This window comes from Plantactinospora sp. ZYX-F-223 (assembly GCF_039649625.1).
Classification (GTDB): Bacteria; Actinomycetota; Actinomycetes; order Mycobacteriales; family Micromonosporaceae; genus Plantactinospora.
Map to the genome: position 1 here is coordinate 114796 of NZ_JBDJAV010000011.1, position 24694 is coordinate 139489.

The 24694-nt window shown below is 69.0% G+C and carries 20 protein-coding genes and 1 pseudogene; 8 read left to right on the forward strand and 13 right to left on the reverse strand.

The window, feature by feature from the left end; translation table 11 throughout:
* The first annotated feature begins 182 nt into the window (after positions 1-182).
* The 3 genes from AAH979_RS13645 to AAH979_RS13655 all read left to right on the forward strand — a co-directional run bounded on the left by AAH979_RS13645 (position 183) and on the right by AAH979_RS13655 (position 3106).
* Complete coding sequence (locus AAH979_RS13645) at positions 183-629, forward strand: Rrf2 family transcriptional regulator (protein ID WP_346258441.1); 447 nt, start codon at positions 183-185, stop codon at positions 627-629.
* Positions 630-712: 83 nt separating this feature from the next.
* Positions 713-2170 carry an MFS transporter gene (locus AAH979_RS13650; RefSeq protein ID WP_346258442.1) on the forward strand — a complete coding sequence of 486 codons (1458 nt, stop codon included), beginning with the start codon at positions 713-715 and terminating at the stop codon, positions 2168-2170.
* Positions 2171-2521: 351 nt separating this feature from the next.
* A complete protein-coding gene (locus AAH979_RS13655) occupies positions 2522-3106 on the forward strand; it encodes a hypothetical protein (protein ID WP_346258443.1) in 585 nt (194 codons plus the stop codon).
* Positions 3107-3281: 175 nt separating this feature from the next.
* Here the strand turns inward: AAH979_RS13655 and AAH979_RS13660 are convergent, their stop codons facing one another.
* Entirely contained in the window at positions 3282-4244 is a 963-nt protein-coding gene (locus AAH979_RS13660) for an NAD(P)-binding domain-containing protein (RefSeq protein WP_346258444.1), read from the reverse strand.
* A gap of 140 nt (positions 4245-4384) precedes the next feature.
* Here AAH979_RS13660 and AAH979_RS13665 point away from each other — a divergent pair, with 140 nt between their 5' ends.
* Positions 4385-4738: a MerR family transcriptional regulator gene (locus AAH979_RS13665; RefSeq protein ID WP_346258445.1), complete on the forward strand. Its 354-nt coding sequence runs from the start codon at positions 4385-4387 to the stop codon at positions 4736-4738.
* Positions 4739-5291: 553 nt separating this feature from the next.
* On the opposite strand, the gene AAH979_RS13670 is transcribed toward AAH979_RS13665, so the two are convergent.
* Positions 5292-6620 carry a helix-turn-helix domain-containing protein gene (locus tag AAH979_RS13670; RefSeq protein ID WP_346258446.1) on the reverse strand — a complete coding sequence of 443 codons (1329 nt, stop codon included), beginning with the start codon at positions 6618-6620 and terminating at the stop codon, positions 5292-5294.
* A gap of 554 nt (positions 6621-7174) precedes the next feature.
* Here AAH979_RS13670 and AAH979_RS13675 point away from each other — a divergent pair.
* Both AAH979_RS13675 and AAH979_RS13680 read left to right on the forward strand, forming a co-directional pair.
* Positions 7175-8467, forward strand: coding sequence for an aminotransferase class I/II-fold pyridoxal phosphate-dependent enzyme (locus AAH979_RS13675; RefSeq protein WP_346258447.1), 1293 nt, complete (start codon positions 7175-7177; stop codon positions 8465-8467).
* A 39-nt stretch (positions 8468-8506) separates the two neighbouring features.
* The gene (locus AAH979_RS13680; RefSeq protein ID WP_346258448.1) at positions 8507-9685 is read left to right on the forward strand and encodes an acetamidase/formamidase family protein; all 1179 of its coding nucleotides are present in this window, start codon (positions 8507-8509) and stop codon (positions 9683-9685) included.
* A gap of 103 nt (positions 9686-9788) precedes the next feature.
* Here AAH979_RS13680 and AAH979_RS13685 read toward each other — a convergent pair whose 3' ends face one another.
* Complete coding sequence (locus AAH979_RS13685) at positions 9789-10328, reverse strand: FtsX-like permease family protein (RefSeq protein WP_346258449.1); 540 nt, start codon at positions 10326-10328, stop codon at positions 9789-9791.
* 339 nt (positions 10329-10667) lie between these two features.
* On the opposite strand from AAH979_RS13685, the gene AAH979_RS13690 reads away from it, so the two are divergent.
* The gene (locus tag AAH979_RS13690; RefSeq protein ID WP_346258450.1) at positions 10668-10958 is read left to right on the forward strand and encodes a hypothetical protein; all 291 of its coding nucleotides are present in this window, start codon (positions 10668-10670) and stop codon (positions 10956-10958) included.
* Positions 10959-11068: 110 nt separating this feature from the next.
* Positions 11069-12487, forward strand: a complete 1419-nt coding sequence (locus tag AAH979_RS13695; RefSeq protein WP_346258451.1) for an amidohydrolase family protein — start codon at positions 11069-11071, stop codon at positions 12485-12487.
* Between the two features lie 13 nt (positions 12488-12500).
* Here AAH979_RS13695 and AAH979_RS13700 read toward each other — a convergent pair.
* From AAH979_RS13700 to AAH979_RS13745, 10 genes and pseudogenes are all read right to left on the reverse strand, one after another.
* Positions 12501-13188 (reverse strand): annotated as a pseudogene (locus AAH979_RS13700) (transposase family protein); the annotation flags it as partial.
* A 247-nt stretch (positions 13189-13435) separates the two neighbouring features.
* Positions 13436-14236 carry an alpha/beta hydrolase gene (locus AAH979_RS13705; RefSeq protein WP_346258452.1) on the reverse strand — a complete coding sequence of 267 codons (801 nt, stop codon included), beginning with the start codon at positions 14234-14236 and terminating at the stop codon, positions 13436-13438.
* 29 nt (positions 14237-14265) lie between these two features.
* Positions 14266-15501: an MFS transporter gene (locus AAH979_RS13710; protein WP_346258453.1), complete on the reverse strand. Its 1236-nt coding sequence runs from the start codon at positions 15499-15501 to the stop codon at positions 14266-14268.
* 145 nt (positions 15502-15646) lie between these two features.
* Entirely contained in the window at positions 15647-16504 is an 858-nt protein-coding gene (locus tag AAH979_RS13715; protein WP_346258454.1) for an SAM-dependent methyltransferase, read from the reverse strand.
* 27 nt (positions 16505-16531) lie between these two features.
* Entirely contained in the window at positions 16532-16777 is a 246-nt protein-coding gene (locus AAH979_RS13720; protein ID WP_346258455.1) for a hypothetical protein, read from the reverse strand.
* A gap of 12 nt (positions 16778-16789) precedes the next feature.
* Positions 16790-17194 (reverse strand): 4'-phosphopantetheinyl transferase superfamily protein, encoded by a 405-nt coding sequence (locus AAH979_RS13725; RefSeq protein WP_346258456.1) that lies wholly within the window; start codon positions 17192-17194, stop codon positions 16790-16792.
* Complete coding sequence (locus tag AAH979_RS13730) at positions 17175-18014, reverse strand: hypothetical protein (RefSeq protein ID WP_346258457.1); 840 nt, start codon at positions 18012-18014, stop codon at positions 17175-17177. Before AAH979_RS13730 ends, AAH979_RS13725 begins: the two co-directional genes overlap by 20 nt.
* Positions 18011-18910, reverse strand: a complete 900-nt coding sequence (locus tag AAH979_RS13735; RefSeq protein ID WP_346258458.1) for a diiron oxygenase — start codon at positions 18908-18910, stop codon at positions 18011-18013. The genes AAH979_RS13730 and AAH979_RS13735 overlap by 4 nt, the downstream gene beginning before the upstream one ends.
* Entirely contained in the window at positions 18907-20109 is a 1203-nt protein-coding gene (locus tag AAH979_RS13740; RefSeq protein WP_346258459.1) for a serine hydrolase domain-containing protein, read from the reverse strand. The genes AAH979_RS13735 and AAH979_RS13740 overlap by 4 nt, the downstream gene beginning before the upstream one ends.
* A 1-nt stretch (position 20110) precedes the next feature.
* Positions 20111-24673 (reverse strand): type I polyketide synthase, encoded by a 4563-nt coding sequence (locus tag AAH979_RS13745; RefSeq protein ID WP_346258460.1) that lies wholly within the window; start codon positions 24671-24673, stop codon positions 20111-20113.
* Positions 24674-24694 lie beyond the last annotated feature (21 nt).

Genomic DNA, 24694 nt, shown 5'->3' on the forward strand with positions numbered 1-24694 from the left:
CGAACAGACCTTCGCCATCTACGTCCTGAGCCGTCGTCGCCCTCACCGACGAGATCCCCCAAGCCGTCGGTACCGCGTCTCGGTGGCGGCCGTGAACCCAGACGCAGGATTGACGTGCCACCTAACTGCAACTAGCCTGATAGCAGTTAGGTCGGTACGGCGGCGGTGCGCGAGGGGGCACGGTGGGTCTCAGCAGCAGGAGCGCGGTCGCGATTCACGCGCTCACGATGTTGGCACGCTGGGATGACCGCTCACTGACCTCGGCGGAGATCGCGGACAGTCTGGCGAGCAATCCGGTTCTCGTGCGGCGCATCCTCGGCAGCTTGCGAGACGCCGGCCTGGTGTGGTCCGCCGAGGGACGTGGCGGGGGGTGGGTTCTTGCCCGCACCGCACGCGAGATCACGCTCTACGACGCGTACGCCGCCGTCGAGGAGGGGCCGATCCTATCGCGGCACACCCATCCACCCAGTGACGCGTGCGAGGTCGGGCGCCACATGCAGAACGTGCTTGAGACGGAGTTCCGGAACGCGGAAGAGGCCATGCAAGAACGGCTCGGCCGGACGACCATCGCCCACCTGGTACGGCAGATACTGGCCGCCGAGCGTCGATTTGCGGCACCCAATCGCTAGCTGAGCCATGGCGGAGGCGTACCCTCCGCCATTTTCTCGCCCAAACTGTAACTACGACAGTGGCAGTAGATGCCGCGCGGAGGATGCGCCGGATGACACCTACATCGGTCACAACCGAACAGACCGGTTCCGGGCTGGCCCTGTTGGCAGTGCTCATGCCGGCGGTGCTCGTCACGGTCGTCGCCAGCGACATGGTCAATCTCATGCTCCCGTCCATCGGAGCGGAGTTCGGCGCTTCCGAGGCGGAGTTGGCGTGGGTCGTCACCGGCTTCCTGCTGGTGTTCGCAGTCGGTATCCCCTTCTACGGCCGCATCTCCGACCGTGTGAGCCTGCGACGTCTCTTCACCTTCGGCCTGCTGACCTACAGCGCCGGGAGCCTGGTCTGCGCGCTCGCCCCGGATCTCCTCGTGCTCGTGCTCGGGCGGATCGTGATGGGGACAGGCGCGGCCGCGCTGCCCGTGCTCTCGATCATTGCCGTCACCAGGTTGATGCCGGTGGACAAGCGAGGGATGGGGATCGGCGTCGTCTCCGCGGCTGCGGGTGTCGGTACCGCCGCCGGACCGGCCCTCGGCGGCGGGATCGGCCAGGTCCTCGGCTGGCCCGCGCTGTTCTGGCTGATGCTTGTGGTCGCGTTGGTACTGCTTCCCGCAGCGTTTCGCGTGCTGCCGGGCGAACCCGCGGCGGGTACGGGTCGGTTCGACCTTCCCGGCGGCCTCCTCCTTGGCCTGGGCGCCGGGCTGGCCCTGTTCGGCGTTACCCAGGCACAGGTCGCCGGCTTCGCCGCACCCTCGTCCTGGCTCAGCCTCGTGGTGGCGGTCGTGGCAATTGCGCTCTTCGGGTGGCGTACCGTCCGCGTCGCGCAGCCGTTCGTACCGCCCGCGCTGTTCACCAACCGGGTCTACCAGGCAGCGGTCGTCGTCGCGTTCCTGGCCATGATCGTCAACCTCGGCGGCCTGGTACTCGTTCCGCTGCTGGTGGTTGACGTCAACGGTCTCGACCCGGGAGCCGGGGCCCTGGTCATGATTCCGGCCGGGGTCGCCGTCGCCGTCCTCTCCCCGTTGATCGGTCGCCTCGCCGACCGCATCGGCACCCGAACCCTGGTGCTGACGGGCCTCGCGCTCATGGGACTGTTCGCCCTGGGCCTCTCGACCTCGGCTGGAGGCACGTCGGTGATCCCCGCAGGCGCCGGAATCCTCGGGCTCAGCGTCGGCTTCATCTTCGTGATCACCCCGATCATCAGCACTGCGGCGAGCGCGTTGCCGGCCGACCAGGTCGGCGTCGGCCTCGGGATCCTCCAAGGAGCCCAGTTCCTGGGCGCCGGTACCGGCCCGGCGCTGTTCGGTGCGCTGGTGACCGCACGGCAGCTCAGCGGCAGCGCCGCCATCAACCCCCTGTACACCAGTCACCATGGCGCCGCCTTTTCCGACGCCTTCGTGGCCATGGCCGTGGTCGTCGTCCTCGCATTGATCGTCGCGTTCCGGATGCGTCCCGCGGCAGCCGCCGCGGCCACGCCGCCCCGCGACGCGGACAAGGCCGACTGAGCCCAGTTCTCACCGCGCGACGGTCTGCCTCGAGGCGGCGTGGGACGAGGATCGCCTCTGCCGTGCCGGCCTGAGACGCACCGTGGCACGCTGGCCCAGCTTCGCCGTCATCGTCCGGGGTACGTACGGCGGCCCAGACCGATCAGCGGTCGGACGGACTCCGGACTCGCGTCGGGCGCGCGGGCCTGGGCCACCAGAACAGCGGCCTCCCGCTGACGTCTAGATACGTCGGTCGATATCGACATGCCTGCAGGTGATCGAGACCGCCGCTGTGCGCATCGTGTGCACGCCGGTTGACAGGCTTGGCTGCGTCGGTGGACCCGCCGACGACGTACCGAGGAGGAGGGTCAGATGAGAATGGTGTCGACAAGCGAGCGCGGCCGTGGCGGCTGGACCGCCGTGCTCCTGGCGGCGGCGATGGTGGCGACGTCCGTTCTGGTCGCCACGCCGGCGGCCCAGGCGGCGACGGTCGAGGCCCGCGGCGAGGCGAAGCCGACCGTCACAGTGCGACCGGGTGGCCCGGGCACCTACGCCGTGGGAGATACCGTCGCCACGATCGAACGCGTGCCGTCGAGCCCGCGACCAGCAGGCGACGACGACCCACAGATCTACCCAGGCTGGGACGTCTGCGCGTTCGAGATGTATGGCTACCGGGGCTGGGTCATCTGCCGGATGGACTGGTCCGCCATCACCTGGGTCAGCGGCACCGACACGTACGAGGAGGTCTTCGTGATCGGGACCGACTGGTCGGTCTGGCACATCTGGCGCGGTAGCGGCGGGTGGAAGAGCCTTGGCGGCAGGGCCCTCGCCGAAATCGGAAACGGCGCCTTCGCGGACGTCAATCCGGTACGCGCCATGACGTTCGGCCTGGACGCGGACCTGTGGTGCCGGTACCGCGGCACCGGCAACTGGGCCGGTGGTTGGAGCCGCTGCTGAGCTGTCGTACCCCATTCCAGCTCCGCCGTCCCCACGACGGAGCTGGAACGGTTCCTCCGGCACCGCGGCTGGCGTCGCCGCCGGCCAGCTCGCCTGTACGGTCGCGGCGTCTCCCGGTGTCGCGAGCCTGCTCCACGCGAGCGAACCCGCGTTCCTGGCCCGCTACCGCTCAACCTCACCACGGTGATCGTCGACTTCGAGGCGGGCGGCCAGGTCCGCGGATGACCTCGACCAGGCTAGCGAAACTGTCTTTCCCGTGGCCGGCTGCGATGCCCTGATCGGTCAGTGACTTGATCAGTACGGGAAGGGAGGTATCGATGTAGGAGGCCCGTGCGGCTTCGATGAGGTGGTCCATGAGCGGGGCGTCCAGTTCGAGCCATTCATCGTCGCCGGGGTAGTGCCGATCATCGACCTGCTGTGCATAGTCGGTGATCACCTCTGTGACGGTGGCGGCCAGCCAGCGGGTCAGAAGCGGCGCCACGGTGGTGGCCGGGACCTGGGCGGCGGCAAGAAGCGCGGCGGTCTGCAAGAAGCCGATCAGGGTGGCCCAGGCGAAATTGAGCATCGCCACGTCGTAGAGGGCGGCGGTGCCAGGGGACGCGCCCAGGTAGGTGGCGGCACCCAGGTGCCTGAGCGCGGCTTCGTGACGCTCGAACACCTCGTGCGAGCCGCTGTAGACCAACACCGTCTCCGGTCTGCCGACATGCTCCGGATGGGCCATCAACGCACCGTCGAGGTAGCGAACGCCCCGGGCGTCCATCCAAGCGGCTACCTGCTCGGCCTGGGCACTTGTTCCCGATGTCAGGTTGACCACGTCAGCGGAGGTGACGTGCGGGTCGGCTCGGCGAAGGACGCGCTGGACGCTGTCGTAGTCATCGACACAGACGACGATGAGGGATGCGGCGGTGATGGCCGCCTGCAACGAGTCGGCCCGGGACACGTCCTCGGCGGACGGCGCCTCGGAGAGCGTGCCGACCTCGTCCCACACCGTGACGGCATCACCGGCCGCCGCCAAGGCGCGGGCCAGTGCCGCGGCTCGCAGGTTCAGCCCTATCACCGTCACCCGGGTGCCCGTGCGCTGGTTCATGAGTTCCTCCAGTGAACCTTTTTCAACCTGGACCGCGCGGCGCTCACGCACCGCGTCCGACCTTGCGGTCCGCCGGACCGCAAGGGGAGGTTGAAAAAGGTTCAGTAATCATGGGACCCGCGTTGGTCGCGTGATCGCCGTGCGGTCAAGCTAGACCTTGACATCCATGTGAGAGTCAAGCGGAGAGTGTCTTGCGCATCGGGGAACTGGCTCGACGAACGGGCGTCAACCAACGGCTGTTGCGCTACTACGAGGAGCAGGGCCTGCTGCGGCCAGTTCGGCGACCGAGCGGATACCGCGAGTACGGCGACGCCGATGTGGAACGGGTGCGACGGATCCGCACCCTGCTCGCCGCCGGGCTCAACACCACCACCATCGCCGACGTACTGCCCTGTACGGTCGATACTGGCGGCGGCCTGGCCGCGGCATGTCCTGACCTGTTGAGCGACTTGCAGCGTGAACGCGACCGGATCAGCAGGTCCATCACCGAGTTGCACACCGCCCGGACGATGCTCGACGCCATCATCAAGGCCACCTCACGCTGAGGCCACACACCGCCCGATCCGCGAGCGTGGCGTTCACCACGTTCGTGTCAGACCCACCTGCGGTGGCCATGGTGGGTCCGGACGGCTGGCCTGCGCGTTGTTCAGGCGTACTGTGCGGAACCGAGGGGGTCTTGGGCTAGAGCGGGTGGGCAGCTGCACGCGACCGTAGCCCGCTCCCGGCCGGGCCCGCAGCTCTGGCGGCCAATCCAAGACGTCGCCGAACTCTTCGGCGGGCGGGCGGGCGGGGCGGTGCTGCCGGCAACGACGCTGTACGCCGTGCCAGAGCCGCTGGCCGCCGAGGGAACTCGTGGAGCCGGGGCCGGAGTCTGCGGCGACCGACAGTTTCGGCGGCCCCCACGGTTGGATCATGTCGTCGAGCATGTCCAGCGCAAGGCGGCACTTCGCTCGGTGAACTCCATCACCTGGGGACGCACCTGCTCAATCTCCTCGGGAGTCACATCACGAAGGCAACCGCAGAGCAAAGTGGACAGCGACACACGCCGCGACGTAGCGCTAGACGGCACGCCGAGTCGTTGACAGCAGGGCGGGTGGCTCAGGCCACTCCGGTGCGGGGATGGCCGGGCTCCTTTTCTCCGGGCCGAAAGTCCGGGTTCGGCGGGCCTGCGGCACGAGGGGTCCGCGCCGCAAGTCGACGATCCTTCAACGCGACGTGCAGATGCAGCCGGACGAGTCCTTCGGCGAGGTCCACGTCCAGAATCTTTGCTATCCGGGCCAGCCGGTAGTAGAGCGTGGTCCGGTGAATCTGGAGACTCTCGGCCGTGCGTTGCGCGTCGCACCCCAGGTCGAGATACAACTCCAGCGTGCGGGTCAACATCTCGGCGGAGCCGCCGCACTCATCCAGCCGCTGGAGTACCGGATCCGGCTCAAGCGGAGCCATCTGGAGCAAGAGTCGATAGGGCCCCACCTTCGACCAGGGCAGGATCCGGGGCAGTGCCGGGTCGAGAGCGGCCAGGTCGGCGGCCGCCCGAGCCTGCCCGTACATGCCACGGACGGAGTCGACGTCGAAGGGGCCAGGATTGCTGATTCCGACCGTGAAGGTACAACTGGCCGGTCGAGCGCACCTGTTCAGGGTGCGGACGAGTAGGTCGATCGCGCCGGTGGACAGGGGCTGGTCCGGTCGGTGGCACAGCACGACGGCGACGTGAGTCGTGGCGACAAAGGAGCCGACATGGACCGGACTCGACGTGAGCGCTGACGGAATGGACGCGTCGAGGCGGCGGAACACGGCGGGCGGGAGAGTTGACAGTGCTGCACGATCTGCGCTGGCCGGCACCGCCACGCAGACGGTCAGCCGGGCACCGAGTAACGATGGCATCGCGCTCGCCAACCGGTCGCGGGCACTCGCCGCCATTGCACTGCCGTCAAGGAGTAGCCGGACCAGGGTGTTGACGTCGTACGTGCCCAGCCCGGCAAGATCGTGCTGCGCCTCGAGAATGTGGGTCAGTTCCCTGACGGCCTCGACGGCCCTGTCGAGCGCGGCTGGCGTCAGCACGCGTTCACCCTCCAGCACCCACAGATAGCCCAGACAGTGATCTCCGGACCGCATCGGGATGCAGACCCGCCCGACCATTCCCAGCTCCACGTTGGCCGGTACGCGTACCGGCCCGCTCGCCTCGACGATGCCGTGACGCAGCTGCCAGTCCTGAATCTCCGGCGTGACCTTGCGGGAGAGGATCGACGCGACGCGGGCCGGATCGGCATGACCGTCTTGCACGCTGTACGCGATCAGACGCCCGTCCGGCGCATCGACGGAGACGCTGTGCCCGATTCGGCTGGCGAGCTCGTCGAGACCCTGCTCAAACGTGCGGGTCACATCCAATGGCCCCATGCGCTGCTCCTGATAGCTCTGGGAGTGAGCCACCCGGCAAAAGTCCGGGCGAGTCGGTAGCCACCGGCGAGGGAGTAGTCGACACCCCCGGACGTCGAGTCCTGACGAAAGACCCTGTCCCTGCCGGTTGGTGGGGAGAGTACGCGAGATCTCGCCTGGCGCTCGCGCGTACGACGGCCGGTAAGGCACCGGCGGCGTACCCACAAGGCCCACCCGTTCAGCTCGCCAACCGGCTCGTCGGCATCCGGCACGTGTGGCTCAGACCCGGCGCGTCGTACGTCGAGACGACCGCCTCGTCGCATCACCTCGACGAGGCTGCTGCCTCGACATTCCGACTCCCGGCATGTCATTCGGAGTTTGCCCTGCAACGGCGACAGCTCTGCGACAACTGTAGTAGATCATGCCGGCGGGTCTCGGCTCCGATCCGATGTGCGGGACACTGAGCTGCGCATATGGTCGTACGGCACGGCCTGGCGACTCGGCCGACGACACCTGGAGCTGTCGGGAGATGCGGAGCCGAAGTGATGATTCGAAGCCAACTGTCTCGTTCGTGGGTTCCTTCGCGCAGTCAGGACCGAATCCGCGAAGTGGCGCATGCACTGGTCGGCCGATCCGCGTTTGCGACGCTAGAAGAGATCGACCGGTTGGTGGCAGAGAACCACCGGATCCACGACGTCGAGTCGGTGAATCTGAACCCGGCGACAAACGTCATGAACCCACGGGCCGAGGCGATGCTGTCGGCACGGCTGGGCACTCGCGCATCGCTGGGCTACCCCGGCGCGAAGTACGAGATGGGACTGGAGGCTATCGAGCAGATCGAGATTATCGCGACCGAACTCGCCGCCCAGGTCTTCGACTCGGATTACGCTGAGGTGCGGGTCGGTTCCGGAGCGATGGCCAACCTCTATGCCTTCATGGCCGTTTGTCGACCTGGCGACACCATCATCGCTCCTCCGGAAAGCATCGGCGGACACGTCACTCACCACGTCGATGGTGCGGCCGGCCGCTATGGACTCACCATCGTTCCCGCACCAATCAGGGCCGACACGTACACCGTGGACGTCGCGGAGTTGGACAGACTGGCTCGGCGGATCCGGCCAAAGTTGATCACTATCGGCGGTAGCCTCAACCTGTTTCCGCACCCGGTCGGTGAGGTACGGCAAATCGCGGACTCCGTCGGGGCGCGAGTACTTTACGATGCCGCCCACCTATCCGGCATGATAGCCGGGCGTGTGTGGCCCCAACCGTTGGTCGAGGGTGCCCACCTGATCACAATGAGCACCTACAAAAGCCTCGGTGGTCCACCTGGCGGCCTCGTCGTGACCAACGACACGGATCTGGCTCGACGACTCGACGCCATCGCCTATCCCGGCCTGACCGCGAACTTCGACGTCGGCAAGACCGCGGCGCTGGCCGTCGCGCTGCTTGATTGGAAGGTCTCCGGAACGGCATACGCCCGAACGATGGCCGCGAACGCCGCCCGACTGGCCGCGGAGCTGGAGTCACTGGGCGTACCGGTCTTCGCCGCGGACCGTGGCGGCACCCAATCACACCAGTTCGCCGTCATCGCCAACCGGTACGGCGGTGGACAGCGCGCCGCTCGTCGGTTGCGCCGGGCAAACCTGCTGACGAGCGGTGTCGGTCTGCCGGTCGAACCTGTCGACGGCGACATGAACGGGCTCCGCATCGGTACCCCGGAGACCACCCGAATCGGCATGACCGAGAAGGATATGCCCGCCCTGGCGTCCTTTATCGCCCGCGGGCTGGACCCCGACGTCGAGCCGTCCGCCGTCGGTCAGGAGGTCACCGCCTGGCGGAAGCAGTTCAGCCGCGTCCATTTCACGGCCGACATGCCCGAGGCGGTCACGCCTCCCGCATGACCTCTCCCACCGGTCACCACACTACGAGGAGCGGCAACGATGCATGCTGAGAAAGTCGAACCTTTGTCGCGGTTCCGTGACCGTTATCTGGATGTTCCGCGACTGAGGTGCGAGGTCGGATCGCCCCTCGCTCACCAACCCCAACTAGGACACAACCGCTGGCACCCGGAGATTCCGGCTGCTGTTTACATCGACCCGAGGGGAGAGGTGATTCTTGAGGCGCCAGGCTACGACGACTATCAGATCCATGACAACGGGAGCCCTGAGGAACTACGACGGGTCGACCTTTCCCGGATGCACCCTCTCGCCGGCCCGGTGCATGTCCACGGTGCCGAGCCCGGAGATTTGCTAGTCGCCGAGGTGCTCGGAGTCGAGCCACTCAGTGGTATCGCCTTCTCCAACATTCTGCCAGGGACGCCCGGGCTACTCGGTGAAATCTTCCCTGATGGTTACCGCTCAACCTGGCATGCCAGGGGCGGCATAGCCGAATCTCCTGACCTGCCTGGGATCAGGATCCCCGCCCAGCCCCACCCCGGGACGATGGGAGTGGCGCCGTCGTTCGAGCTCATGCAACTTTGGGGAGAACGCGAGGAGCCGCTGTTCGCGGACGGCCGGGCGTTCGCGCCGGAACCGCGCAACGCCTTGCTGCGAGGCCTCGGCGGGACGGCTCAACGCGCTGCCGCACGTACCCAGCCGCCCCGGGAGAACGGCGGCAACATGGACATCAACAAATTGGGTCCAGGAGCGAAAGTGTACTTCCCGGTTTTCGTGGAAGGCGGCCTGCTCTCGCTGGGTGACCACCACCTGTCGGCCGGCGACGGCGAGTGCAGCTTCAACGCGATGGAGATGGACGGGCGAACATGGCTGCGCCTCGACGTGATCAAGGGCGGCATGGAGCGATATGCGATAACGACGCCGCTGGTCAGACCCGGACCGATCGAAGCCCGCTTCGGCGCCGACCGTTACCTCGGCTTCAACGGCTTTTGCTTCTCTGGCAAGGAACAGGGCTACCAGGACGCCAGCTTCGCCGCACGCGAGGCCATGCTCCGGGCCGTCGACTTCCTGATGACACTCGGTTACTCCGGGGAGCAGGCGTACACGATTCTCAGCGTCGCGCCGGTCGAGATTCGCATCAGTTGCATCGTCACGATCCCGAACCCGACCGTGACCCTCTACCTGCCAATCGACATCTTCGACAAGGACATCCTGCCGCGATGAGCCGGCCAAACTCGCCAGCTCGTCGCGAATCGTCTGGCGCGTACAGGCTGTTGATCAGCATCATGCAGGAGAAGACCACGATGATGCCGACGACGACGAAGGTTCAGCGTTTCGAGGGTCTTGTCCTCGACCGACATGGTGAGCCCGGAGTGAAGATGGCGCAGATACCGGCGGCGCCGACGAGCAGGGCCGCGTACCCCGCGACCTTCCTGGCCAGGCCGGCGGACCGACCTAGTCTCGTGCCGGTGCGGATCCCACGCGTACGGCGAGGAAGGCGGCGCCGGCCGAGGCGAGCAGAGTGATGCCGATACCGGAGCCCAAGGCGATCGGCCCGAAGACATGGTCCACGCCGTCGGCGACCTGCCCGCTGTCCTTGGAACATGTCGAGCAACGCCCGGCCGCCGAGCATGGCCGGCCAGGCGGTGAGCGCCGCGCCAGCGAGGGCGACGATGCTGGCCTCGCCGACCATCATCCTTCGGAGCTGTCCCGGCGTGGCGCCGGCACGGCGCAGTAGGTGCATTTCCTCGGCCCTTTGACGCACGTTCACGGTCAGGGTGGAGGCGACGGCGAAGGACACCAGCAGGGTGGCGACGGATCGTCCGGGGCGCTTGCCGATGGAGCGTACGGCCAGGAAGAACACCACTTACACCTCCATCAGCACGTCGTCGGCGTCGTCGGCACCGTCGCCTAGGTGGGAGAGGCGCTCGGCGACCGCATCGACGGTGGGTGCCAGGAGCTGCCCCGTCGGCGAGGCGGCGGGTCAGCAGCACCGCCAGTACGAACAGCGGGATGCCCACGATCAGCGGGATGCCGGTAGGCAGGCTCAGTACGAACGCCCTACCGAGCAGCCTGAAGCGGTATCGCAGGCTTATGCCGCCATTCTCGCCGCCGGGGGCGCGGGCGCGCAGTGGGGTTGACACGACCTCCGTTCCGGGTGCTAGGTCCAGTGACCCCGGGCTCGATCCCGACGAGGGTGACTGGCATGACCACGTTCGACGACCGGACTTCTCGATGGAGCATCCGACATCCATGGTGGGCGACGGACGAGTCCGCCTGGGCCGAGGAGCTCCAGGAGACGGCCGGCCTCGAGCGGCCGGCGGTCGAGAGCGTGCTCCGGACCCCCGGCGGGCCCGAGGGAACCGCCGCGATCCAGGACGTGGCGGCGCGGCTCGCGCCGCTTGCGGAGGTCGCGGAGGTCGGTGAGCCGGTGCTCTCGCCGGCGGGTGTCCTGGAACCAGTGACGGTGATGGCGTTTACCCAGAGGAGGAGTTAGTGCTGCACAGCATCTCTCGTCGGAATGTCTTCAGGGCCGGGTTGGCCGCGGGCGCTGGCGCGGTGATAGGACTGGCTCAATCGGCGCCCGCGGGTGCGGCGAGGCGAAGCGTGATCGCGTTCGTCGGGGTCACGGTGATCGACACCACCGGTGGGTCGCCAATGCCAGACCAGACCGTGGTCGTCGAAGGGGATCGGATCATCGGGCTGGGTGGACGGCGCGATATCCACGTCCCGCATGGTGCGACGGTCGTCGACAGCACGGGAAGGTTCCTGATCCCGGGTCTGTGTGATATGCACGTCCACAGTGACGTACATGAGGCGATCATCCCACCGCTGTACATCGCGAACGGGATCACAACGGTGCGCGAGATGTCGGGAGCCGACCATCTGCACCGATGGCGGGATCGGGTCGAGGCCGGCACCCTGCTAGGCCCACGCTCGATCATCGCGAGCCCTTTGATCGACGGCGCTCCGGGTCTTTGGGCGGGCCTGAACGCGGTCTCGTACATCGAGGTGACCAACGAACCGGAGGCGCGAGCGGCGGTCCGCCGGGTCGTGCTGGACGGCGCGGATTTCGTCAAGGTCTACTCACGACTGTCCCCTGAGGCGTACTTCGCCGTCGTCGACGAGGCCCGACGGCAGCAAGTCCCGTTCGCCGGACACTGCCCCGACAACGTGCCGATCACCGAGGCCAGTCAGGCCGGGCAGCGCAGCCTCGAACACATGTGGGGGACCTGGTACTCGACCTCCAGCCGGGAAGCGGAGATACGCCGGGCGATCGCCGAGATCAGGATCGAGCCCGGTGACTACAATAGCTGGTTCAACCAGGTGCATCCGCTGAACTGGCTGGCCGCGCACAGCTACCATCCCGGCAAGGCGGCAGCGGTCTTCGCCGGATTCGTTGCCAACCAGTCCAGGCAGGTCCCGACCCTCATCGCGATGCGGGCAATCGCCATGCCCGACGAGGTGTCGCGAACCGACGAGCGGCTGAAATATCTGCCGGCCGCCACGGCCGAGGAATGGTGGTGGGCGCTGGACGAGCTGTTCGCGGCCGGCCGCGGTCCGACCGAAGTTGCCCAGCACCGGGAGCTTTTCGACCGCCAGCTCCGGCTGGTTGACGAGATGCGCCGGGCCGGGGTGCCGATGCTGGCGGGCACCGACAGCGCCACTCCGGGGTGCTTCCCCGGGTTCGCCTTGCACGATGAGCTGGCGCTGCTCGTGCAGGCGGGTCTCACCCCCATGCAGGCGCTCCAAGCGGCGACCCTCGAGCCAGCCCGGTTCCTCGGCCGGCAGGACCACGAGGGGACGATCCGCCGCGGCAACCTAGCCAACCTGGTGCTGCTGGACGCCAACCCGCTCGACGACATCCGCAACACCCAGCGGATCCAGGCGGTGGTGGTGCGGGGCCGATTCATCTCCGCCAAGGAGCGAGAGCGCATGCTCGCCGAGGTCGAGGCCGCGGCGAAGGAAGTCCCCGCCGATGCCCGCGCCACGGTGGGCTGTCCCTGCATGGGCAGATCACGCTGATCACTGAGCTGTTTCAACCTGGGTAGCGCTGCTCCTCGACCAGTTGTCGGACGAGGATCGCGCTCGCCAGGGCCGAGGCGCGGCGGGGGCTGCAGTGGAGCTTGGCCAGGAGTTTCCGGGTTGAGGGTGGCGATGGCGCGTTCGCCGATGGCGCGGATCCTGGCGTGGGAGCGGTTGACCTCGCGCATCGGTGCGGGAAGGTTCGGCCGTGGAAACGGTGTCCTCACGCTGCCGTGGGCACCGCGGTAGCCCTTGTCGTCGGCGAAGGTCATCACCCCGGCGTCGGTGAGCGCGTCGATGATGCCGTGGGAGCGGGCGGCGGTCAGGTCGTGGGTCGAGCCGGGTAGTGCGGGTGAGACCCACGCCAACCGGCCGGCCGGCGGCCATGACCTGGGCGTTGACGCCGTGGCATCGGTGCTTACCGGCGTAGTGACGTTGGTCCTGTGCGCCGGACAGACAGCCGATCGGTACGGATCAGCGTGCCCGTCGAGGATCGCGTAGGCGAGGCACCCGGTGCGGTCCATGGCGTCGGTGCGGGTGGGCGCCTGGGCGGCGACCCGGTCGACGGCCGCACGGGTGTAGCGCCAGGCGGTGGTCGCGCTGGTGGCGAAGCCGGCGGCCAGACGAGCCGGGGTGTCGCCGTTGCGCAGGTGTGCCAGGACCAGCAGCGCCCGCCGACCGGGGTCGAGGCGACGGTAACGGTCCATCCTCGGTGATCAACACGCCGTCGACTCCGCTGGCGCCCCTCCTGCCTGCTCAGGTTGAAGACAGCTCAGTGTCTGCGGGTAGTGACGGACGCCTTGGTTACCGGGTTGCGGTGCCCGCCAGGCGTCGGATGGCCGCGTGCTCGCATCCGTGGTGAGCGGCGACGACGCTGGGGCCAGTCCTCCACCCGGGCGGCTTGACCCCAACACCTCAAACGTTCGTGGTCACGGTGCCAGGAGGGTGTCAGGCCAGGAACTCCTCGATGGTCTTGAGAAGCTCGGCCGGCTTCTCCATCGCCGCGGCGTGGCCCGAGTCCAACTCTACGTAGTCGCTGCCGGGGATCGCGTCGCGGAACTCGCGGGCGTACCGTACGGGAACCAGTTGGTCCTGCCGCATGCCGACGACGAGCGTGGGGCACTTGATGTTCCGCACGTAGTCGCTGATGTCAAGGCGGTTGATGAGTTCGAGCACGGCGATCAGTCCCTCGGACGGCATCAGCCCGGAACGCAGCCGGAGGCGCTCGCTCGCGCTCATCGAGTCGATGAAGGTGTCCGAGAGCACGTGCAGGAGCGTGAACTCGGCGAAGGCGTTCGCGTCCAGTTCGGCCAGGCGTAGCCAGGTGCGCATGAGCAGGCGCTGCCACGGCTGGCGGTAGTGCGCGAACCCGCCGAGGACGACCATGCGGCGCACGAGCTCCGGCCGCTTGCCGGCCAGGGCGGCGGCGACAACGGCGCCCGTGGAGATCCCGAAGAGATCCACCGGGTCACGTGCGGCGTCCTCCACCACCCCGGCCACCTGATCGACCAGCATGTCGACGTCGATCTCGCCCTCGGGGAGCGGGGTGAGGCTGCTGCCCGAGTAACCCGGCACGATCGCGCTGCGGTGCTGTGTGAAGTGCTCGAGCAGGCTGGCGAAGCTGGTCTCTGGGTGCCCGGTGCCGCCGTGGATGAGGACGAGCGCGGGACCCGGCCCCTCACCCGCGACGTGGTAGCCGACGGGGATGCCGGAGACGTGGACACTTCGCTGCGTCGCCGTGGTCAACATGCGTTTCCATCCCGTTCTCTCAAGGGGTTTCACTTCGCGGAGGAGGTGGCCACCTTGCCGGTCTCGCTGGCGGCCTCCCCGTCGCCCTCCCGGCCCGCCCGGGACAGCCACCAGGTGAGCAACGCCGCCAGCGCGGCGAAGCCGGCGGCGACCGGCAGGAGGACGGCGGAGTTGGTGGCGGTGAGCAGGCCAGCTCCGATGACGCTGGCCAGGAACTGGCCGAGGTATCCGGTGGACGTGTTCAGCGAGGTCACCAGCGACGCGCCCCCGGGCGGCGCGTACGCGATGATGCGATGCTGCTGCGGCCCGATGACCGAGTAGGACACGATGCCGCTGAGCGCCTCCGCGATCACCACGAGGAGGAAGACGTCCCGGATCGGCAGCATGATCAGGAACACCGCGGCGACGCCCAGGGTGGCGCCGATGACGACCCGGCGCGGGCCGTACCGGTCGGCCAGCGAGCCGGCCGTCAGGTTGCCGGCCGTGGCGGCGATGCCGAACACCAGCAGCAGGAGCGCGAGCCGGGATTCGTGGTCGTCGAGCGCCGGCGCGAAGACCACGCTCATGTACGTGAAGGGCAGGAAGATGCCGATGAACGCCAGCAGGGTGACGATCAGGATCCGCAGCACCCGCCAGTCGGTCAGCGGCGTGATGCGCTGCCGCAGCGTCGCCCTCTGGTCGAGCTTGATCGGCGGGAGTAGGAAGGTGAGGACGACCGCGACGACGGCGGCGACCGCGGCGACGAGCCAGATCGCCGTCTGCCAGCCCCACGCCCCGCCGACGAGGGTGCCCAGCGGGGCGCCCAGCACCAGCGACAGCGTCGCCCCGGCGGTCACCATCGAGATGGCCCGGCCCCGCCGCTGGTCACCGGCGAGATGCGCGGCCGTGGCCACGGCGCTCGCCACGAACAGCGCCGCGCCGCACCCGGCCAGCACGCGGGACGCGAGGACCAGCTCGTAGACGTGCGCCGACGCGGTCACGGCGTTGCCGACGGCCAGCAGCGCGACGCCGGTCACGAGGGCCTGGCGCCGGGGCCACAGGCCCGTGAGCGTGGCGAGGACCGGGCCCAGCAGCGCGTAGGAGAAGGCGAAGACGCTCACCAGCTGACCGGCCGCGGCGGTACTGACGTCCAGCGTTTCGTGGATCTCCGGAAGGAGGCCCACGATGATGAATCCGTCAGTTCCGACGACGAATGTCCCGAGCGCCAGAACCGCGGTCCGCGCCCGCCAGGGCTGCTCACTTGAAGACGTTTCGGTCTCGGTCATCGCATTGTCACATCCAACGAAGTCAATGGTGCTTCTCGTGTGAAGATCGCACCTTCACCCACGGCTTCGATAAATTTACAATGAACCATTTTAGGGGCGGTCGATCGAGTTTCCCCGCACGGAATTCGACGACGTCGGGGCACGATTACTTTAGCACGGTGACCATTTCGGACGGCCAAGGTCGGTCCGCCGTGGCGGCGCTGATCAGCCAGCTGCGCGGTACGCCACGCGCCTGACGGGGAGCCACCGCGTACGGCCAGCGGCCCTCGCCGGCGCCCGGCTCGCCTGGCTGCCGGAGATCCTGGACGACCCAACCGTGTGCAGCCAGGAACCTCTCCGGTTCGTCGGTGCCGAACTGCCACGGCGTGCCGTCCTCACGCAGGCGCCGCAGGAACGACTGCGTCATCGGATGGCGCAGCAGCGCCGCGCTGGTCATGTCGACGACCAGCCGGCTTCCCGACGGGCAGGCGCCGGCCACTGTCTCGAGCAGCCGTCCGGCCTGCTCCTCGGTCAGGAAGAAGAGCAGGCCCTCGGCGATCCACAGGGTGCGCTCGGCCGGGCCGAACCCGCCCGACTTCAGCACCTCCAGCCAGTCCCCGGCCAGGTCGGCCTTGATCGGCACCGTCGGCACCTGCGGCTCGGCCGCGAGTTTGGCCAGGCGCGCCTGCTTCTCGCCGAGCAGCGGGCCGTGGTCGACCTCGTAGACGGTCGTGCCAGCGGGCCAGTCGAGGCGGTGGGTGCGCACGTCCATGCCGTTGGCGAGCAGCACGACCTGCCGGATGCCGGTCTCGGCGAGGATGCGCGCGAGGGCGTCGTCGATGTACCGGGTGCGCACGGCGACGAAGTCGGACACGCCGGCGCCCTGGTACCGTTCGAGCAGTTCGAACCCGCGCGGTTCGGCCAGGTGCCGGGCGTACTCGTCGCGGAACAGGCCGTCGGAGCGTTCGTTCTCCAGCGCACGGACGGCCGCGGTCCATTGGGCGGTGTAGGAGATGTCGTCCACGCGATCGCCTTTCTCTTCTTGCGTCGATCAGCCGGCCAGGAAACGTTTCTGGATGGCGGCGAGCGTGCGGACGTCGCCGATGTCCAGGGTGTCCATGTCGATCTCGACGCCGCTCAACTCCTGGATGAGGAACACGAACTCGACGAAGGAGAGCGAGTCGACCAGGCGGTTGTCGATCAGGTCCTCGTCGGCTGCGACGTCGGTGCGGTTCTCGTGCTTGGCGAGGATCCATCCCTTGATCTGGTCGATCGGCGCCGTTGTCTGCTGGCTCATCTCAGGAATTCCTCAACTTCTGATCATGGTCGCCGCGACGGCCACGGCGTACGCGCCGTCGTGCGTGACGCTGACTGATATCTCCGACTCCATCCCGGCGGCCTCGGCCAGCTCCGCGGACGTCCCGTCGAGCTGTACGACCGGCCACCGACCCGCTTCGCCGTCGACCCGCAGGGAGTGCCATGGCACCGGCCGGTCCCGCTGGTGGAAGAGCTTGAACACCGCCTCCTTGACGGCCAGGAAGCCGGCCACCGCGCTGGGGTCGAGACGACCCTGCCGGGTGCAGGCGGCGATCTCCTCCGGTCGGAGCATGCGCGACAGCACCCGCCGGCGCTCCGGCCGGACCAGGTCCTCGGCCCGGGAGATCAGCACGATGTCCACCCCGACCCGCGGCACGCTAGGCGAGCTGCCGCTCATGGAGCGCCTGCTCGACCTTCTCGTGGGCGCGCCCGGCCGATCCGTACCGGCCGACCAGCACGCTCACCCACCGCTCCAGCCCGAAGGCGACGCAACCGGTGAACGCGGTGCCGCCGTCGGGCTCGATACCGATCCGGCACCGCTCGCCGAAGAAGTTGCGATGCGTGTTGACCGAGGCGATGGCAAGGCCGTCGACCTGAAACTCGTACTTCACCGGCTGCAGCCGCTGCAGCAGGGCGCGCGCACCGCCCCGCTGGAAGAACGGGTCGGACGCGGCCTCCACGGCGACGTCGAGCGACAGCGCGCCGAGGAACTCCTCGATCCTGGTCCGGTACCGGGCGATCACGTCCTGCGTGTGCTGGTACGACCCGATCGCCACGATCTCGCGCATCTGGAAGGTGAGCAGCCGGCGCAGTCCGTCGAAGTGGCTCTCCCCCCGGAAGCAGCGGTTGACCAGCGTCACCAGGGTGTCCGCCGGCACCGTCCGATCCCGGAGGTAGAGGTACGCGCCGAAGCAGGTCGCCGTGGGCAGGCCGAGGTGGGGACCGGCGATCTGCTCTGGCGGGAACGAGCCGCCCGCCGGGGCGGAGCTCGGCGTCTTCAGGCCACCGGCGACGAGCGCGAGATGGGGGAAGTTGACGTAGACGTCGAAGTTCGCCAGCTCGTCCACGGGATAGATCGGCGGGGCGGAGATCTCGGCGCCGCCCTCGTCGGTGGCCCACCGGCGGAACGTGTCGTCCAGCAGGCGGAGCAACGCGGTCTCCGCGGGCCCCAGGATGGCCAGGCCGCCGGCGAGGCGGCTCCCGCTCAGGTCGGTCATCGCGCACTCTCGGGCGCTGCCGCCGGGGCCTGGATGAGGCCGTACCTGGTCAGGAACGAGTGCGTCTTGCGGAACACCTGCGCCTCGAACTCCGGCCTGCGCGGGCCGGTGAGCAGCCTCCGCCGCACCTCGAACGGGTTCGGGATGCCGGCGTCCTTGTAGACCTGAGGGCTGAACAGCGACTCGAAGCTGTAGGTCATGTACCGCCTCAGGTAGTCGCTGACCTGGCTGAGCTCTTCCGGCGTGGCCTGCTCGCGGAAGCCCTCGAAGAGGATGCGGACCAGTTCCCGCCCGAACGCGATGTGCCGGGACTCGTCCTGGTGGTGAATCCGGTTGATCTTCCGGATCGTGTCGTCGAGCCGCTCGTCCAACGCCATCCTGGAGTTGAAGTGGTCCACCAGTTCCTCGAAGATCAGGATGCGGGCGAAGACCAGGAGGCTCGCCGCCTTGCTCGGCGGAATCGTCTCGGCACCGCCGCGCGGCTGCTTGTAGATCTTCCCGCCGTAGCGCAGGCAGAACTGGGCGAAGAACCACATGTGCTCGTTCTCCTCACCGATGAAGTGGTGGAAGAACTCCGACGGCGTGGCGAACTCGTCGGTGTGTATGCGCCGGGTGACCTCGATGAGCAGCTCGCGGATGCCGTGCACGTTGAGGCTGTAGAAGTTGACGCTCTCGTACTTGGACAGCCGGTAGAGCTGCTCCTGGCTCAGCTCCGCCGCGATCTCGGTGCCGTGCGTGGTGGTCAGCTCGGGGCTCATCCACCACATCTCCTGCGGCAGTGAGTCCGGCCAGTCGAACACCTGGTACGGGTTGTAATAGTCCTCGACGGACATGGAGCTCAACCGGTTCAGGACGTCCCGGAGCCGCTCGCTGGTGTCGATGAGTGCTGTCGTCATAGTGGACAGAACCTCCTGAATCTCGCTTGTGCCCGAGGTCGGACGAGCCGGCGCGCCGCCTCGACGGCCAGCCGGCCCAGCCGGTCTGCGCGGTCGTCGGTTCTCGTGTACTGGTCCAGCCGGCGGTTCAGCTGTGTCGTCGTGTAGGCAAATGCCAGGTTGTCGCCCGGGACGGCGAGGACCAGTGCGCAGTCCTGCCCGTAGTGGCCGAAGGAGTCGACCGCCAAGCCCGCCTGGGGCAGGTTGTGGTCGGGCAGCATGAAGCCGAGCGAGTAGGCTCGCTCCCGGACGAAGACCCGGTCGGTTCCACGCCTCTGCAGCCGGGAGGCGCGCAGCAGGGTCTCCTCGCTCCAGAGGCGGGTGCCGTCGACGGGGCCGATCGTCGCGGCGAAGATCCTGGCCAGCGCCCGCGCGGAGGAGACAGCGTTGCATCCCGGGACTTCCGCGCCGAGGTACCGCAGGGAGTTCTCCACGCTGATCAGATTCGGGTTCCGCTGGGACCGGCTCAGCAGGGAGGACTTGTCACCCAGCAGGTGCAGGATGTCCGCGGCCGTGCCGGTGCCCGCCGGACGCGTCTGGCGGAACGGCGCGAAGCGCGTCAGGTCGTCGATGCCGATCCGGACCTCGGCGCCGAGCGGCTCGCGGAACTCGTCCCGGAAGAGCTCGTCCACCCGCTTCCCGGTCGCCCTCCGCAGGAACTCGCCGACGCCCCAGCCGAAGGTCAGGTCGTGGTAGCCGTGGTCGGTTCCCGGTTCCCAGTACGGGCGTTGCGCGGCGAGCGCCTCGACCGCCGGATCCCATTCGAGGACGTCGTCGACCGAGAGCTGCCGGTCGACGCCGATCAGCCCTGCCTGGTGGCTGAGGAAGGTGGCCAGGGTGAGCGACGCCTTGCCGGCGGCGGCGAACTCCGGCCAGGTCTCGGCGATCGGACGGTCGATGTCGATCTCGCCCCGCTCGTGCAGGGCGTGCGTGACGACCGACAGCAGGGCCTTGCTGACCGACCGCACGTTCTGCAGCTGATCGGGCAGCCGTCCTGTGGAACGCAGCCGGACCCGTTCCTCGCCGTCCACGTAGACGCACAGTTCGGCGTTCGAGTCCTGCCCCTCCCGGTGGATCCGGTCGAACTCCGCCACCAGCGGGAGGAACTCCTCCGGGTACACGCCGACGACGTGCTCCGAGTACGCGGTGTCCTTCTCCATGTCAGGCTCGCACCTCCCGCATCCGTCTTTTGATCTCGTCGGCGAGCTCATCGACGGTCGGCTTGTCGAAGCAGATCGACGCCGGCAGCGGCACCGACAGCCGTCGTTGCAGCTTGTTCCGGATGGCGAGGGCGTTGAGCGAGTCCATGCCGGTCTCCGCCAGGTCGAGCCCGCCGAGCTCGTCGCCGTCGAAGCCCAGTTCGCGGGCGACGACCTCCTGGCAGCAGGCCAGGACGTCCTCCGGAGTCATCGGCGCCGCCGAGGGCGAGTCGGCGGCCCCGGGTGCGGACTCGGCGCCGCCGATCAGCCCGCCCACGAGGGGGTTCGAGGCGAGGTGGTGATCCGGATCGAGGTCCTTCCAGCGGATCGCCAGCAGTCCGACCTGGCCCGAGGGCCAGCCCTCGATCGCGGAGCGCAGGACCGGACGGCCCGCGGCGCTGGAGATCGTGCCGAGGCCCTGCTCCTCGAGCTGGCGGAGGAAGTCATCGTTGCCGGCCAGGTAGCCGACGTCCGACCAGGAACCGAGGTTCACCGACAGGCCGGCCAGCCCGACGGCCCGGCGGTGGCCGGCCAGCGCGTCCAGGAATGCACAGGCTGCGGCGTGGCCCGCCTGCCCGGGATTGCCGAACAGCCCGGTGAAGGAGGAGGTCATCATGAAGAGGTCGAGGTGGGGCGCGTACTCGGCGGCGCTGCGGTGCAGGTTCCACGCACCCTGCGCCTTTGGCGCCAGTACCCGCGCGATCCGGCTCCATTCCGTCCGGTCGATGATGCCGTCGTCGATGATGCCCGCGGCATGGACGACGCCGCGTACGACGGCATCCCCGGCGCAGTAGCCGGCGAACAGCCGATCGACCTGCCGCGGCGACGAGACGTCCACGGCCTCCGTCCGGATGTCCGCCCCGAACTCCCGGCTCAGCCGCCGAAGTTGCGCGGCGAGCTCCGGACCGGGAGCCGACCGGCCGCACAGGACCAGCCGCCGGGCGCCCAGCTCCAGCAGCGCGTGTGCGCACTCCAGGCCGACACCGGCCAACCCGCCGATGACCAGGTACCAGCCGGCCGGATCGATGCGGGTCCGCCCGGCTCCCGCCGGAACCCGGCCGGGACGCAGGCGGGGCAGCAGCACGCGCTCGCCGCGTAGGGCCAGCTCGGCGTCGCCGACCGGGGCCGAGCCGATGGCCGCGGCCAGCCGGGGCACCGCCGACGCGGCCCACCGCTGCTTGGTGGCGGCCGCGTCCACGTCGATGAGGACGTGCCGGACGGTCGAGAACTCCGTGCGCGCGGTCCGGGCGATGCCGACGATCGCGCCCTGTGCGGGGATCACGTCGTCCGATGTCAGGACGCGGTGCGCCCCCGATGTCACCGTGCAGACGACGACGTCGGGCAGGTTCGCCGCGGACACCGCCTGGAAGATCTGCAGGCTGGCCACTCCCCCGGCGGCGACGACGTCGTCGGAGACCGACGCCGTGGCGAGCGGGAGCCCACCGAGGTCGGCCTGGCGCTTGCGCAGCACGGGTACGGCGTTGACGACCGTGTCCGGCCGGTAGTCGGTCAGCACCCGTGCGGCGTCCGCCACCGCGTCGTCCGTGAGCACGTGGACCAGCACCTCGGCGCCGAGCCGCTCCAGTTCCCGGGTCAGGTCGGCTGCCGACCTCATCGAAGGGGCGACGAGCAGGATCCGCCGGTTCGCCGCCTGGGCCACCGTGGCCGGCGCCGCGTCGACCCAGGTGACCACGTAGTGGGCGGGGCCGCGCGGGTCCGCCTGGTTCGCCACGTCGACGTCGGTAGCTCCCATGGAGCCGCTGTCGATGCTGCCGGCGAGTGCGTCGCCGCTCGACGGGGCCGGCTCGATCCAGTGCCGTCGGCGCTGGAAGGGGTAGGTGGGCAGGGTGACCGTACGGCCGCCGGGCGAGACGGCCGCCCAGTCCACCGCCACGCCGGCCGTGTACGCCCCGGCGAGCGCCAACCGGGTGGAGGCGATGTCGTTGCGCTCCCAGCGCAACGTCTCCAGGCAGGTCGGCTCCTTCTCCGGATCATCGCCGAGGGCCAGCTGGGCCAGGCCGGCGAGCGTGTTGGCGAGGCCGATCTCCAGGAACACGCCGGGCTTTCCGGAGGCGGCCGCGCGGATCGCGTCGAGGAACCGGACCGGCTGCCGCAGCTGTCGTAACCAGTAACCGGGCGTCGCGATCTCCTCGGCGACCGGGGCTCCGGTGAGCGTGGAGACGATCGTGTGCGCCGGTGGGCGCAGTTCGACGGACTCCAGGACGGCGGAGTAGTCGTCGAGGATGGCGTCGATCTGCGAGGAGTGCCCGGCCCGACCGATCCGCAGCGGCTTGCAGGTGATGGCGCGCTGCTCGGCTGCCGCGACGACGGCGCGTACGGCAGCTCCGTCACCGGAGATCACGGTGCGGTTCGGCGCGTTGATCGCCGCGACACCGACCTGCTCGTTGCCCGCCAGCAGCTCACGCACCTGCTGTTCGCCGGCGAAGACGGCGGCCATGGCACCGGACTCGGGCAAGGTGCTGAGCAGCCGGGCGCGCTCGAACACCAGGTAGAGCCCGGTCTCGAAGTCGAAGACGCCCGCGCCGTACGCCGCCGCGTACTCGCCGAGGCTGTGGCCGACGTAGGCGTCCGGCACGATTCCCCAACTGCGCCACAGGGTCAGCAGCGCCGCCTGCAGCGTGTAGACGACCGGTTGGGCAAGCCGGAAGTCGGCGATGGGCATGCCCCGGCGGGCCCCGTCCTGATAGAGGAACTCCGAGAGGCGGTGGCCGATGTGCTGGCGGTAGGGCGGATCGGCGCGGTCGACGAACTCCCGGAACACGGGCTCGGACAGGTAGAGGTCTCGGCACGCTTCCAGGTACTCGGCCCCGTGGCCGGAGAAGAGCGCGGTCAGGTGGGGCGGCGCGCCCCGGACCAACCCGTGCGAGAGGCCGATCTCGCCGTCGAACCCGTCGGACGCCTCCGCCTCGCCGTTGGCCACGGCGTCCAGCAGCATGGCGAGCGTCTTGCGGTCGGACGCGACGACCGCCGCCCGATGGGCGAAGTGCCGGCGCCCGGTGCCGAGGGTGAAGGCCACGTCGGCGGCCTCCGGTGCCGCCTCGTCCAGCAACGCCGTGCCGATCCGGGACGCCAGTTCGCGGAGCGCGGGCTCGGTGTGGCCGGAGATCGGAAGCACCTGCAGGCCGGGCTCCGCCTCGGCATCGGGGTCGTTCCGGCCGGCGGGGGCGGGCGGTGCCTCCTCCAGGATCGCGTGGGCGTTCGTGCCGCCGAGCCCGAAGGCGCTGACCCCGGCCCGGCGCGGGCCGCCCCCGAGCGGCCAGTCCGCAGTCTCGGACTGCACGAAGAACGGCGATCCGGCGAAGTCGATCGCGGGGTTGGGCTCCCGGAAGTGCAGGGAGGCCGGCAGCTTCCGGTGCCACAGGGCGAGCGCGGCTTTGATCAGCCCGGCAATGCCGGAGGCCCAGCTCAGGTGGCCGATGTTCGTCTTGACCGAGCCAATGGCACAGGTGCGGGGCGCGACTCCCGCGAACGCGTCCGTCAACGCCGCGATCTCGATGGGGTCGCCGGCCGGCGTCGCGGTGCCGTGTGCCTCGACGTACGAGATCGAGTCGGCCTCGACGTCCGCGGCGGCGAGCGCCTGGCGGATCACCGCGGCCTGGCCTGCCACGCTCGGGGCGCTGAAGCCCGGCTTGCCTGCGCCGTCGTTGTTGACCGCGGTACCCCGGACGACCGCGTACACGCGGTCGCCGTCGGCCAGCGCCTGGTCCAGCGGCTTGAGAAGGACCGCGCCGACGCCGCTACCGAAGACCGTTCCCGTGGCCCCCGCGTCAAAGGCGCGGCAACGCCCGTCCTGCGACAGCACGAGCCCGGGCTCCGGCCGGTATCCGTCGATCTGCGGCACCGGCACGTGCGCCGCACCGGCCAGCGCCAGGTCACACTCGCCGGCCAGCAGCGCCTGGCACGCCAGGTGCAGCGCGTACAGGCCGGTGGCGCACGCCGCCTGGACGCCCACGCTGGGGCCGTCGAGATCGAGCTTGTACGACACCCGGCTGGTCAGGAAGTCGCGTTCGGCGGCCATGGTCAGCTGCAGGTCCTGGGCCGTGTCCAGGAAGTTCGGCAGGGGTTTGCTCGCCTGGCCGCCAAGGTTGTGCATCAGGTAAAGGCTGGTTCCGCAGCCGCCGTACACCCCGACGTCCGGGGTATGCCGTCGGCCGGCCGCGCCGCCGTCCTCGAGCGCCTCCCAGCAGACCTCGAGGAAGAGCCGGTGCTGCGGGTCGAGCAGAGCGGCCTCGCGCGGGCTGTAGCCGAAGAATCCGGCGTCGAACCGGTCGATGCCGTCCAGGGTCGCCGAGGCGCGTATCCACCCGGCCGGGCCGCCGTCCGGGCCCTCCGCGACGGTGATCGACTCCCGGTCGCCGACCAGGTTCGACCAGAACTGCGTCGGCGTGTCCGCGTCCGGGAACCGGCAGGCCATTCCGATGATCGCCACGCTCTGCGAGTCGTCCCGGTACTCGTCCGGCGCCTTGCGCGGCAGGTCTCCCGATCCGTCGTGCTGGTTACTCACTCGCCGAGTCCTTAATGTCGG

What these genes read in the sequence shown, in the direction of transcription:
- AAH979_RS13650 (WP_346258442.1), top strand. Translation starts at nt 713, where the DNA reads ATGCGCCGGATGACACCTACATCGGTCACAACCGAACAGACCGGTTCC.
- AAH979_RS13655 (WP_346258443.1), top strand. Translation starts at nt 2,522, where the DNA reads ATGAGAATGGTGTCGACAAGCGAGCGCGGCCGTGGCGGCTGGACCGCC.
- AAH979_RS13680 (WP_346258448.1), top strand. Translation starts at nt 8,507, where the DNA reads ATGCATGCTGAGAAAGTCGAACCTTTGTCGCGGTTCCGTGACCGTTAT.
- AAH979_RS13690 (WP_346258450.1), top strand. Translation starts at nt 10,668, where the DNA reads ATGACCACGTTCGACGACCGGACTTCTCGATGGAGCATCCGACATCCA.
- AAH979_RS13705 (WP_346258452.1), bottom strand. Translation starts at nt 14,236, where the DNA reads ATGTTGACCACGGCGACGCAGCGAAGTGTCCACGTCTCCGGCATCCCC.
- AAH979_RS13710 (WP_346258453.1), bottom strand. Translation starts at nt 15,501, where the DNA reads ATGACCGAGACCGAAACGTCTTCAAGTGAGCAGCCCTGGCGGGCGCGG.
- AAH979_RS13720 (WP_346258455.1), bottom strand. Translation starts at nt 16,777, where the DNA reads ATGAGCCAGCAGACAACGGCGCCGATCGACCAGATCAAGGGATGGATC.
- AAH979_RS13725 (WP_346258456.1), bottom strand. Translation starts at nt 17,194, where the DNA reads ATGAGCGGCAGCTCGCCTAGCGTGCCGCGGGTCGGGGTGGACATCGTG.
- AAH979_RS13730 (WP_346258457.1), bottom strand. Translation starts at nt 18,014, where the DNA reads ATGACCGACCTGAGCGGGAGCCGCCTCGCCGGCGGCCTGGCCATCCTG.
- AAH979_RS13735 (WP_346258458.1), bottom strand. Translation starts at nt 18,910, where the DNA reads ATGACGACAGCACTCATCGACACCAGCGAGCGGCTCCGGGACGTCCTG.
- AAH979_RS13740 (WP_346258459.1), bottom strand. Translation starts at nt 20,109, where the DNA reads ATGGAGAAGGACACCGCGTACTCGGAGCACGTCGTCGGCGTGTACCCG.